Source organism: Nitrosospira multiformis (genome assembly GCF_900103165.1).
In the GTDB taxonomy this organism is placed as follows: Bacteria; Pseudomonadota; Gammaproteobacteria; order Burkholderiales; family Nitrosomonadaceae; genus Nitrosospira; species Nitrosospira multiformis_D.
In genome coordinates this window covers 1,674,745-1,688,076 of sequence record NZ_FNKY01000001.1, presented here as the reverse complement: position 1 = coordinate 1,688,076, position 13,332 = coordinate 1,674,745, and the positions used below count along the sequence as shown (strand labels likewise).

Annotated in this window: 4 protein-coding genes; all 4 read right to left on the bottom strand. The window is 56.3% G+C overall.

Annotated elements, in window-relative coordinates:
- Positions 1-2 precede the first annotated feature (2 nt).
- The 4 genes from BLR00_RS17170 to BLR00_RS07545 all read right to left on the bottom strand — a co-directional run bounded on the left by BLR00_RS17170 (position 3) and on the right by BLR00_RS07545 (position 13,330).
- The gene (locus BLR00_RS17170) at positions 3-803 is read right to left on the bottom strand and encodes an AMP-binding enzyme (RefSeq protein WP_074631806.1); all 801 of its coding nucleotides are present in this window, start codon (positions 801-803) and stop codon (positions 3-5) included.
- A complete protein-coding gene (locus BLR00_RS07555; RefSeq protein ID WP_074631805.1) occupies positions 752-3,367 on the bottom strand; it encodes a condensation domain-containing protein in 2,616 nt (871 codons plus the stop codon). Before BLR00_RS07555 ends, BLR00_RS17170 begins: the two co-directional genes overlap by 52 nt.
- Before the next feature lie 79 nt (positions 3,368-3,446).
- The gene (locus BLR00_RS07550; RefSeq protein ID WP_074631804.1) at positions 3,447-8,051 is read right to left on the bottom strand and encodes a type I polyketide synthase; all 4,605 of its coding nucleotides are present in this window, start codon (positions 8,049-8,051) and stop codon (positions 3,447-3,449) included.
- Entirely contained in the window at positions 8,051-13,330 is a 5,280-nt protein-coding gene (locus BLR00_RS07545) for a non-ribosomal peptide synthetase (RefSeq protein WP_074631803.1), read from the bottom strand. Before BLR00_RS07545 ends, BLR00_RS07550 begins: the two co-directional genes overlap by 1 nt.
- Positions 13,331-13,332: the final 2 nt, after the last annotated feature.

The window sequence follows — 13,332 nt, the reverse complement described above, 5'->3', positions numbered from 1 at the left end:
ATTCAGCTCTCCAGTAAATCGAGCAATTCCGACATCCCCGTCAGCTCGGTAAGCTCAACATGTTCCACGAATCCAAGTAATCGTTTCCCCTGTATGACGGACGCAACATCGGCCAGCAGAGGATTCTCGAAATACGAACGTAGCGGCAATGAAATGGATAAAATCTGTTGCAGCTTCTGCTGCACTTGCAGGATTGCAAGCGAATGTCCGCCCAATGCGAAGAAATTATCATTGCGCCCCACCTGCCCAATACCGAGCACTTCGGCCCAGATGCCCGCCAGCACTTCTTCCACCTCGCCCTGCGGCGCTTCATAGTGGTCGATACTGGTAAATTCCGGCTCGGGCAGCGCCTTGCGGTCCACCTTGCCGTTCGGATTCAGCGGCAAACGCTCCAGCACCACTATCGCCGCAGGAATCATGTAGTCCGGCAACGCCTGGCCAAGCGCCTCGCGCAGCACGGCATTGTCAATGCTGGCGCCCGCTTGCAGGGAAACATACGCCACCAGCCTGGCGCCCCCTGTTCCACCCGGCCCTTCCCCTGCAACCACCACCGCTTCCCTTATCTCGGGCTGTAACAGCAGCTGCGCTTCGATTTCTCCCAGTTCAATGCGGAAACCTCGAATCTTGACCTGATGGTCCAGTCGCCCCAGATACTCGATCTGTCCATCCGCTCGCCATCTCGCCAGATCCCCCGTGCGGTACAACCGCCCTCCCTTCTCATCAAAGGGGTCGGCAATAAAACGCTCCGCCGTCAGCCCGCCACGATTGAGGTAGCCGCGCGCCAGCAAATCCCCCCGATGCACAATTCGCCCGCAACCCCCGGTATGACGGGAGTCAGGTTGGCATCAAGCAAGTAAATATTGCGCCCGGCAAGCGGCTGGCCAATGCTTACCTGCATCGGCACGGAATCATCGCTCGAATAACTGCCGCAATCCAGGGCGGTGGCCGTCACGGTGGCTTCGGTCGGACCGTAGGTGTTAAGCAGGGTAATGCCACCAAGTCCAGCCTCACGCCAGGCTTTGATGCCTTCGGGCGACATGGCTTCGCCACCCGCATGCACCTGCCGCAGCAGCCCATAGTCCCGTGGGCCTTGCCGGGCAAAGTCCTGGGCCAGCAAGAACCAGTAGGCGGTGGTGAGATCCGCAACCGTGATGCGTTTATTAATCAGCTCGCGATAGAAGGTGTCACTGTCCCATAGCTGGGGACCGCGCAAGACAATGGCTGCACCTGCGCATAAGGGCGGGAAAAACTGTTCGATGAAACCATCAAAATTGATGGTGGAAAACAGCAGCATCCGGTCGGCCGCGCTCAGGCCAAAGAAGCCGACCGCTGCCTGGGCATGTTCGGCCAGGGCATGATGCGCCAGCCCCACGCCCTTGGGCTTGCCGGTAGAGCCGGAGGTATAGATGACATACACAAGATTGTCCCCGTGCACGGGTATGGCGGGATTGCCTGCCCCTTCCCCGCTCACATCCAGCGTGTCCAGTTCCAGCACCGTGCACTGCGCCGGGTGCGGGATGCGCGCCCTGATATGGCTTTGCGTCAGCAGCAAGCCAATGTCGCTGTCCGTCACCATGTAGTTCAGCCGCTCCTGCGGATACTCCGGGTCCAGCGGCACATACGCACCCCCAGCCTTGAGGATTGCCAGCAGGCCAACTATCATCTCGATCGAGCGCTCCACCGCGATGCCCACCCTGGTCTCGGCCTTGACCCCCAAGCCAATCAGCCGATGCGCCAGCTGGTTCGCCCGCCGGTTCAGCTCCGCATAGCTCAACTCGGTGTCGCCAAAAATCAGTGCGACCGCCTCGGGGCAGGCTTCCACCTGCCGTTCGATCAGACGGTGCACCGGCTCGGCATTCGCATAGCGCTGCTCGTTGACTCCCCATGCCTTCAGCTGCGCCTTCTCCTCTCCACTCAGAATATCAATGTCGCCCAGGATGCGTTCAGGATGTTCGGCCAGTTGCTGGAGAAGATGAAGATAGTGTGCACCCAGCCGTTCAATGGTCGCCGCTTCAAACAACTCGGCGGCATAGCTGAACAGGGCGCCGACTTGCCCATCCGGCCGTTCGGTGGTGTCCAGCGTCAGCTCGAACTGGGCCGTCTGTTCGTCCACCTCATAACCGCCAAGGGTAATCCCAGGCAAGTTCTCCAGCGGACGATGATCCTCGCGCAGGTGGTTGTACATGACTTGGAATAAAGGATTCTGGTTCAGGTTGCGTTCGGGCTGGAGTGCTTCAACCAGCTGCTCGAACGGCAGGTCCTGATGGGTCTGTGCACCCAGCGCCGCTTCACGTGCCTGGTCGAGCAGTACCTTAAGGGGGGCGCGGCTGTCGATACGGTTACGCAGCACCTGGGTGTTGACGAAGAAGCCGATAATGCTTTCCACCTCGATCCGGTGACGATTGGCGATCGGAACGCCCACGCGTATGTCATCCAGCCCGGTATAGCGTTGCAGCAAGGCCTGAAAACCGGCCAGCAGCGCCATGAAAAGCGTGGCGCCCTGGCGTTGGGCCTGGCGCTGCAATCCCGCCACAAGCGGGGCCGGCAGTACAAAAGAAAAGCGCGCTGCGCGATAGCTGGCGGTGGATGGCCGGGGATGATCGGTCGGTAGCTGCAATACCGGATGATCGTCCCCCAATTGGGCGCGCCAGTAGGCCAGCTGCCGGTCTTTCTCTCCCGCCTCCAGCCAGTTGCGCTGCCATACGGCATAGTCGGCATACTGGATCGGCAGTGCCGGCAAAGAAAGCGCCTGTCCCTGCACGCACGCACGGTAATGGGTGGCAAATTCGTCGATGATGATGCGCTTCGACCAGTCATCCGTGATGATGTGATGCATTACCACAACCAGCAGGTGCTCTTCCGGCGCGATCTTGATGAGCACCACCCGCAACAGCGGGCCTTGCGTCAGATCAAAAGGCGTTGCGTTTATCCTCTTCACTTCTTCATGCGCGCATACCGTGCGTTGTGTCGCCGGCAAACCGCATAGATCAACCAACGGAATATCCAGTTTCTGTTCTGCTGCAATGATCTGCTCGGCCATCCCCTGATCATTCGCCCGGAAAACCGTGCGCAGCGATTCATGCCGCATTACCAATGCATCGAAACTCGAACGCAACGCTTCAATATCCAGTCTTCCCGTTAAACTCAATGCACCACTCAGGTGATACGCCGTGCTCAATGGCTCCAGCTGCCATAAAAACCAGTGCCGCTGCTGCGCGTAGGAGACTAACGGGAGCGTAGAGGAATTTCTGCGCGGGATGGCTGATGCGGCCCGCGTGGTGGCACCCGAACCTGACAAACGCTGCGCAAGCCGATTGCGTTGTTCAGGCGTCAGCCTTGCACGCCGTTGCACAAGATCACTATTCATAAACAGCTCTGTGCAGGGACATGAAAACCACAATGACAGAACTCTACGTGGTCATTGATACAAACCCATTCAAGAAAAATCATGAATACTCTATCTCATCGATCAGTTTTGTCTCCACCAGCGCCGCCAGGCCTGCAATGGTGGGTGACCTGAAGAAATCGGCCGGATGAAGATCAACGCCAAAACCTACCCGGACCCTGGAAAGGAGCTGTATACCCAGCAAAGAATCACCGCCCAGTTCGAATAGATTATCGTCGACACCGATTACATCCATTCCGAGCAGGTTCTGCCAGATCTCCGCGATACCTTTCTCCAGTTCGCCGTCGGGCAATTTAAGAATTGTCTGCAATGCAGGCCTTGGATATCTCTCCCGCTTCGTGGCCATATCGAATTCTAGAGGCTGAGCAATCAGGTCATCCTGGGTCTGGCTAAGCCTTTCGCTCAGATCAACCGTGGACACGATTACTTGAGGTCTCATCACACCGTTCAGAATGCGCTCGAAAGCCTCGACTCCCTCAAGTGGCGCAATCCCTACTCCAGCTGGCAATGCCATATTTGCCGCCATGCCCACTTCCCGCCAGCCGTCCCAGTTAACCGAGATCATGGGAAACCCGGTTTCACGGTAAGCAGCACGGGCCACAGCATCAAGATAGGCATTGGCTGCGCAATAATCCACCTTGCTGAGACCTCCCGCGATAGCCGCAAGTGATGAGCACAACAACATGAAGTCCAGCGCCTCATCCTTGAATACGGCTTGCAACGCACGCATTCCTTGCACCTTCGGAGAGAATATTTGTGCCACCATCGCTTCTGTTTTGGCCGATATCAGCCCACTGCCGACTTCGCCCGCGGCATGAATAACACCGTGAATTGCACCGAAGCGTTGACGTACCTGTGCGACAGCCGCTTTCAACTCGGCCTGGATTGCGACATCCGCTTGTAATACCAGCACTTCGGCACCCAGCGTTTCGAGATGCATGATCTTCTCTATCTTTCGGCGCGTTGAATCCCCGTTACCGGTATCTGATAGCAACCGCGGCCAGTTTTCCCGCGATGGAAACTGCGAACGCCCCAGCAATACGAGTTTTGCCTGGCGCGTTTTGGCCAGATGCTCAGCCAGCGTGAGGCCGACCCCACCCAGTCCCCCCGTGATAAAATAGACACCCTCTTGTCTGAGGCAAGAGCGCAGGGGCGCGGGGTTGCAAATTTGATCGAAACATTGGATCCAGCGGTGCGGACCCCGATAGGCGACGACGGATGAGATGGAATCGGTTTGTGATTCCGCCAGAATCTGCTTGACAAGCCTGGCCTCCGCAACCGGGTCAGCGGGTTGTAATTCGATATCTATAATACGGCAGGCAAGATGGGAATATTCCTGTGGAATGACTTTGCACGGTCCGAGCACCATTGCTTTTTCCGGACGCAATTGTTCATTGCCCGTCACATCCTCTAGTTGATCGGTTATAACCGTGATTTCCACTTTTTTACCCGCAGGAATAAGTGCCCGGACGCCCTCCAACGCTTGTGCGAGATAAAACAAACTGAAAAAATTCCTCGCCTGACTCTCGGCAAGTGACTGCCCTTCGGTATCCGCAGTGATGCTCCAGAGATGGAAGATATGGTCGATCGCCCTTCCATCATCGCGGATAGCACTCAATAAAAGATCGTAATCATGCCGCTCACCGGGGCAGATCGTGTAATGATCCTTATCCCGCCGACGAAATGCCGAACCAGCGGAAACCACGATGGGGTGGATTCCACTGCTTAATAGATGCGTGATCAGTGCGGTGCCGAGATGATGCCCGTCCTTGAAAACGATCAGGCCTTCGGCCGGATCTGAAGAAAAGCTGTCAGGAGTAAGTGCCACCTTATCGGCACGCCGCCATGAGGGCGCGTAAAACCAGTCATCCAGCGATCTAACCCCTGACTTATTCCCGTCGTCCATCCGCGCTCCGGCTCTATTCTCGACCGTATGGCGGGCATGATCGCTTGCTGCGCCAGGTTTAACCCAGTACGATTGGCGCTCGAAAGGGTACGTGGGCAGCGGAACACGATGGCGATGCTCTTCAGCATAAAAATTTTGCCAGTTGATGGCAACGCCGCTCAACCAAAGTTTGCCAAGGCTAAGATACAGATGCCTATGCGCCAGGTGGGCTTTGCCCGGATGAGGTAGCGATGAAAGAATGACCTGCTCCGGACTCACGTCGGGATGCCGTTGCGCGAGCTTGGTCAAAGTTTCCCCTGGGCCGACCTCCAGCAGAATTCGAGCTGGATTGCTCAGTAATTCGTGCAGGCCATCGCCAAAGCGCACCGTCCCGCGCAAATGCCGTCTCCAATAACTGGGATCAGTCGCCTCCTGGGGAGTAATCCAGTCACCGCTGAGATTGGAGAGGAATGAAATTTTTGGCTGACGTGGCGCAATCTTTCCGACCATATCGATGAAAGCGGGCAACATAGGCTCTATCATCGCCGAGTGGAATGCATGGGAGACATGCAATCGCCGGCTTGCGATACCTTTACTTTCCAGGCTCGCTTCCACGGTTTCCATCGCCGTCAACGAGCCGGATAAAACGCAAAGCTCCGGTCCATTGACTGCGGCCAAGTCACAGTCAACGTTCAAGTAGGGTGTTATTTCTGCTTCCGGCAACATAACCGCAAGCATTGCCCCAGATTCCATGCGCTGCAATAAACGTCCTCGCATCGAGACCAGATGCAATGCATCCTCCAGCGAGAACACATCAGCCAGGCATGCGGCAACGTATTCGCCAATACTGTGACCTATCATGGCCGTGGGCATGACGCCCCATGACATCCATAGCCGCGCCAGCGCATATTCAATGACAAAAAGAGCTGGCTGCGTAGCTTCTGTTTGCGCAAGGCGCACCGCCGACGCAGCCTGTTCCGCCTCATCCTCGCCTGGATAGAGAAGCGTCAGCAGATCGAAATCAAGATGCGGTTTCAACAAATCGAGACAACGATCGAATTCCTGCCGGAAAACTGGTTCGTTCTCATAAAGATCACGAGCCATATCGACGTGCTGGGCACCCTGTCCCGGAAAAAGAAATACCACCGGAGGATTTTCGAACGCCACTTGCCGGACAAGAAAGCGTTCCGCATCACGGCTTTCCAAAAGATTGATCGCGTCCTCATTGTCGCGGCAAAGAGCGATGGCTCGCTGGGAGAAGCATTTTCTGCCGGTCTGGAGCGTATAGGCGACATCCGCCAGGGGCACTTCGGGATGAGTTTCCAGTTGATCACTTAAACGGGCAGCCATTGCCTCTAGGGCATTGCCGCTGCGCGCGGAAAGCGCAAGTATCTGCCAATTGCGGGAAGGCCCGGAAGGTTTTGCTGGCGGAGCTTCTTCCAGGACCACATGAACATTGGTGCCACCGATGCCGAACGAACTGACTCCCGCACGGCGTGGCGTCGAACCCTCAGGCCATGTCTTACCGATAGTATTAACGTAGAAAGGGCTGGTGGAAAAATCGATCTGTGGATTGGGCCGTTCAAAATTCAGGCTCGGTGGAAGAGTCCGATGTTCCAGCGCCATCACGGTTTTGATCAGACCGGCAACACCCGCCGCGGCATCAAGATGCCCTACGTTGGTCTTGACCGAACCAATGCCGCAAAATCCGCGCCGTTCCGTGCTCTCGCGGAACGCCTGCGTCAATGCTGCGATCTCGATGGGATCACCCATCGTGGTGCCGGTGCCGTGCGCTTCCACATAACTGATCGTGTCAGCGGATACGCCCGCAATTGCCTGGGCGGCAAGAATAACCTCTGCCTGCCCTTCCACGCTGGGTGCCGTGTAGCCCACCTTGGCCGAGCCATCATTATTAATCGCCGAACCCTTGACTACCGCGTGAATCGTATCGCCATCCGCCACGGCGTCAGCCAGACGTTTCAGCACCACGATCCCCACCCCGCTGCCAATCACGGTGCCCGCTGCCTGCGCGTCGAAGGCACGGCAATGACCGTCAGGTGAAAGAATAGCGCCAGCCTGGTAATGATAACCGCCCTCATGCAGGAGATTGACCCAGACGCCGCCCGCTATGGCCATGTCCGCTTCATGGTTGAGCAATCCCCGGCAAGCGACGTGGATCGCCGCTAGCGAGGTGGAACAGGCGGTTTGCACCGTTATTCCCGGTCCGCGCAGATTGAGTTTGTAGGAGACGGTCGTGGTCATCGAATCCTTGTTATTACCATTCATCAACCCTTGCAACGAGGATATGTCCTGCATGTCCGAGAAATGCCCACTGGAAAGCAGATTGAGCAGCAGATAAGTATTCACACCGCAGCCTGCATAGACGCCAATTAGATCCCGGTAAGCCGAAGCATCATAGCCCGCATCTTCCAGCGCCTGCCATGCGGTCTCCAGGAAGAGCCGATGTTGCGGATCCATCTCCGCTGCCTCGCGCGGGGTGTAACCAAAGAAAGAAGCGTCAAAAAGATCTACACCATCCAGGCTTGCACCCGCTTTTACATAAAGCGGATCATCCAGTTGCTTGGCTGGAATACCGCGTGCCAGCAAATCATCATCGCTAAATGAAGTGATTGACTCTACCCCATCCCGCAGGTTGCGCCAGAAGGCGTTGACATCGTCCGCACCAGGAAAACGGCCCGCCATGCCAATAATCGCAATTTCGATGCCTGTGTCCTCTGATAACTCGTCTTCATGGTGCATCAATGAATCCTCCCTGCTTTCGGCTTGCGTTGAATAAAAGCACCTCGTTGACGCTGTGCCCGTTCCTGATGGTGCGGCAAGGACACGTGTTCTGTCCGTTCCTGCCCGAGAAATTTTGCCAGACTGGCAACCGTGGTGTATTTAAAGAGATCGATAATGGCAATGCGGGTGCTTAGGCGTTCCTCCAGCTTGCATTGCACTTTGATCAATAACAATGAATGACCGCCAAGATCGAAAAAATTGTTATGCAATCCTACACGGGGAATCTCCAGAATTTCGGCCAAGACATCCGAGATCAGTGTTTCCATTCTGCTAATAGGCGGATCGTAATCCTGTTCGTTTAACTGCTCAGGCGGAGGCAATCCCATCCGGTCGACCTTGCCGTTGGGACTGAGTGGCAGCACATCCAGAAAAACAAACAAACTTGGAAGCATGTATTCGGGAAGCACTGTGCCAAGCGCAGTCTTAAGCAGTGCGGAATTAAGCAGTATCCCGGCATGAGCTGCCACATACGCGATCAAGCGCGTGCCATTGCGGCTCTCCTGCGCCACCACCGCTGCGTCGCGTACACCAGTCTGTGCTAGCAACTGAGCTTCGATTTCACCTAATTCGATGCGAAAGCCACGTACCTTGATTTGATGGTCCAGGCGGCCTACATATTCCAGCTGCCCATCCATCCGCCAACGCACCCGGTCGCCCGTGCGGTAAAGGCGCCCTCCAGTCTGACTGAATGGGTCGGCAACAAATCGCTCGCCGGTCAATGCTGGACGATTGAGATAACCCCGCGCCAGACCCGATCCTCCTATGTAGAGCTCGCCTGTAATGCCGGGAGGAACGAGATTGAGTTCTTCATCGAGCACATATGCGTTTCGATCGCCCACCGGCCGGCCGATGGGGGCATAATCCCCATCGATGCCCGCCGCGGCATTGCCTGTCCAGGCGGTGGGTGTAATAATCGTTTCTGTCGGGCCATAGGCATTCACCAGCCGAACGTTCTTGAATGCCGCCTGGGTCGCGGCAAGATCTGCAGCAAACCATGCTTCCCCTCCCGCGATACATGTACGGACTGAAGCGCCGTTTCCGCGCTCGATGGGTAGGAGCAGCCGCAAGTAAGCGGGCGGCAGGTGCAGCGTGGTTACCCGATGCGTCGTAATCAGGTCGGTGAAATGATCGCTTGCCAGTCCCCGTGCGGATGACAGCACAATCGTCGCACCTCCACATAAGGGGGTCATCCATTGTTCCGCGGCGGCGTCGAAATTTAGCGAGAAAAACATCAATTCTCGATCCCCGGGTTGAACATCGTAAATCTCGCTGATGGCTGTCAAATGCATTGCCAGGGGACCGTGGGGAACCACCACGCCCTTGGGTCTGCCAGTCGAACCGGAGGTATAGATCACATAGGCAGAATTTTCACCATGCAATGCCACGTCCGGGTTGGTTTCTATTCCAACACTCAAATCAAGGGTGTCAATTCCCAGCACGTCAAGCTTTGAGGGGCGCGGGATGCGTGCCTTGACAGAGTTTTGTGTGAGCAGCAACTGAATATCGCTATCTTCCATCATGTAATTCAGGCGATCCCGCGGATATTCCGGATCGAAAGGCACATATCCGCCACCTGCCTTAAGGACGGCCAGAAGACCGACTATCATCTCGAGGGAACGTTCCACGGCGATGCCGACCCTGACTTCCGGCTTTACCCCGAGGCCAATGAGTCGATGTGCCAGCCGGTTCGATCTGCGATTCAGTTCCGCGTAGCTTAATTCGGTACTATCGAAAATCACCGCGACAGCATCAGGGCATTTCTCCGCCTGCCGTTCAATCAACTGATGGACAGGTTGTGTCGCCGCAAAGCGCTGGTCATGGATACCCCAGGCTCGAAGCTGTCCCTTGTCACTTTCGCTAAGCAGATCGATGTCGGCAATGGATCGCTCCGGCTGCCCGGCCAGCATCCGCAGTATATGAACGTAGTGCCGAGCCAGCCGCTCAACGGTCCGGGAATCAAAGAGCTCGGAAGCATGAATGAAGCTGGCTTGCACACCGCCATCCGGCGACTCAATGGTTTCCAGGATCAACTCGAACTGAGCCGCCTGCTCAGCGAGATCGTAGCCGGTCATCGTGAGCCCGGGAAGCTGCTGAAGTGCACGATAATCCCTGCGCAAATGGTTGATCGTCACTTGAAAAAGCGGACTATGACTCAGGCTTCGCTCCGGCTGCAATGCCTCAACCAATTGCTCGAACGGCAGGTCCTGACAGGCTTGGGCATCAATGGCAGCTTCCCGTACCTGGTTCAGAACGTCGGCAAGAACCATACGGCCATGTATTTCGCTGCGCAATACCTGAGTGTTCACGAAGAAGCCGATCAGGCTCGAGGTTTCAACCCGATTGCGATTGGCTATCGGCACACCGACACGAATATCTTGCTGTCCCGTGTGACGGTACAACAAAGCATTAAAGCCCGCCAATAAAGCCATAAAAAGTGTTGCGCCCCGATCCTGCGCCATTCGGCGCAATGCACTCACCAGATCCGCAGGCAGGTCGAAGGCGTGCCGTGCCGCCTGGTAATGTGCTATCGGTTTCCGCGGATGATCGGCGGGCAGCGCGAGTACGGGATGGACATTTCCCAGATAATCACGCCAGTAGGCAAGTTGTCTGCCCCTCTCCCCCGCATCCAGCCAGCCTCTCTGCCAAATGGCATAATCGGAATACTGGATGGGCAGTGCCTCAAGGTGCACGCTTTTTCCTTGCACATGGGCCAGATAACGCGCCGCAAACTCATCAACTAGAATCTGCATCGAAGCGCCGTCAGAGACGATGTGATGCATGACTATCACCAGGATATTCTCCTGATCGGCGATTCGAAGCAGTGCTACCCGAAGCAGCGGACCCTGGGTGAGATCGAAAGGAGTCGCGACGATTCGTTGCGCTTCTTGGGCAGCCTGCATTTCACGTTCTGAAACAGCCACCTGGCGTAAATCAAGATGCACAATATCAATCTGCAACACCGGTTGAATCACTTGTTCAGCCGCCCCATCCTTCCCCGGACGAAAAACCGTTCGCAATGATTCGTGGCGTTCCATAAGGCCATCGAAACCTGCGTGCAGTGCCTGGATATCCAGCATCCCGGTTAATCGCAACGCATGCTTAATATGATATGCGGTACTTGATGGGTCCAGTTGCCAAAGGAACCATTGACGTTGCTGACCGAAAGATAACGGTAAGGAATGCGCTCTGTATTCGGTCGGCAGGATTCGGATATCGGCGTTGCGCCGGGGGGTGCCCGTCGCCAAACGATGCTTGATCTCCATCGCGCACTCATGCAACCGCGAACTTTCAAACAGGCTCCGTACCGGAAAATCGATCTCCCAGCGATCGGCGATACGCGCGGCAGCCTGTACTGCGGCAAGTGAATTGCCGCCGATCGCAAAGAAATGATCCTCACGCACGAGTCCCGTGCGTTTCAGCACCGTTTCCCAGATAGCCGCCAGCGCAATCTCGGTTTCATCTGTTAACGCTTGTACTGGCTGTATGCCGCCACCCAGCAGGTAGCTGCCGTGTTCATAAATCGCATAGGCGTCCAGTGTGCGCTCACGCCATCCCTGACGACACGCGGCGCGCTGCAGCTTCCCGCTGGAAGTCTTGGGCAGAGCACCCGGATTCAGTAGCACAATCACCGAGAGTGGCTCGTGACAGCTGGCGCTGACTGCTTCGCTGAGTGCCTTTACCAGCGTTTCAACGGAAACAAGTTTTTGCATGCCACGGGATATCTCTACCGCAACTCCGATACCTTCGCCTTCCGCAGTGTCCACCGGAAAGGCTGCAACTCGCCCCTTCCGTGCGGCCTCGACCTCTTCTTCCACGATCTGTTCGAGATCCTGCGGATAAATATTCTGCCCGCGTACAATAATGAGATCCTTGCGCCGTCCGGCAATGTATAGCTGCCCGGCATGAACGAACCCAAGATCCCCGGTGCGCAACCAGCGCCTGCCTTCATGACTGACAAAGGTGTCCGCCGTTTCCCCGGGCCGTTGCCAGTAGCCGCAGGCGAGGCTTGGGCCATTTGTCCAGATTTCGCCGATGCTGCCATCCGTCAACGGGTCCAGCGTTTCCGGCTCGACGATCCTTATCGCGTGATGTGATACCGGCATGCCGCAGGCCACGAGGGGCGTCCCATGCTCCACTACTTCGGCATTGCCTTGGGCCAGCATCTCGGCTGAGAAATGGTGGGCTTCCATGCCATCCCCGCGCGTACCGCCGGTGACAAAGAGCGTCGCCTCAGCCAGACCATAACAGGGATAAATAGCATTTGCCGCAAATCCCACTGGCGCAAACCGTTCAATAAACGCACTCGTCGTGTCATACCGTACCGGCTCCGCGCCCGAGAAAGCAATGCGCCAACTCGACAAATCGAGTTCCCGCATCTGCGCGTCCCTGACTCGTTCCACACATAGCCGAAAAGCAAAATCCGGTGCACCGCTGACAGTGGCGCGATGACGCGAGATCGCTTCCAGCCAACGCACGGGCCGTTCGATAAAAAACCTGGGCGTCATCAGTATGGCAGGTATGCCCCGATAAACAGGCTGCAATAACCCTCCAATCAAACCCATGTCGTGGTAGAGAGGTAGCCAGCTCAGCCATATGTCCTCCGCATTCATCGACATGCCCTCCTCAAGCGCTCTCGCATTCGCCATCAGATTGCCGTGACTGACCATCACCCCTTTTGGCATGGAAGTCGATCCGGAGGTGTATTGCAGGAAGGCAATGTCGTCATCTCGGGGAACATGCGGATGCCAGGCGAAAGCCTCATCGGGTTTCACCGCATCTACCGCGACCATTGAGACTTGGGCAAATTGCTCCGCGCTACCGATCAGAGGCAGAATCTCGCTCGTGGTGAGCACGCAACATGCCTTCGCATCGGTAGCGATCGCAAGCAATCTTGCCAGATGCCGCTCACGTGTCGATTCGGGCGGAAAAACGGGTACGGCGATCAAGCCGGCATACAGGCAGGCAAAGAAGCCAATGACATAATGCTCGTCGTTATCCAGCAAGAGCAACGCCCGTTCCCCTGCTGCAAAGCGCTCCTGAAGGATGGCAGCCAGTGCGCGGACATGCCGATCCAGTGCTCTATAACTGATTTTTGTATCAACAGCTGCACCACTCTGTGAATTCTCCGGGCGCACCACAATCAGCGCGGTATCATTTGGACGCGTCGATGCAAGCGCCAGTAGATGCGTAACCATGTTTACCGGATAACTGCGATGCGAAATCAACCTTGCATTCATGG

What these genes read in the sequence shown, in the direction of transcription:
- BLR00_RS07555 (WP_074631805.1), bottom strand. Translation starts at nt 3,367, where the DNA reads ATGAATAGTGATCTTGTGCAACGGCGTGCAAGGCTGACGCCTGAACAA.
- BLR00_RS07550 (WP_074631804.1), bottom strand. Translation starts at nt 8,051, where the DNA reads ATGCACCATGAAGACGAGTTATCAGAGGACACAGGCATCGAAATTGCG.
- BLR00_RS07545 (WP_074631803.1), bottom strand. Translation starts at nt 13,330, where the DNA reads ATGAATGCAAGGTTGATTTCGCATCGCAGTTATCCGGTAAACATGGTT.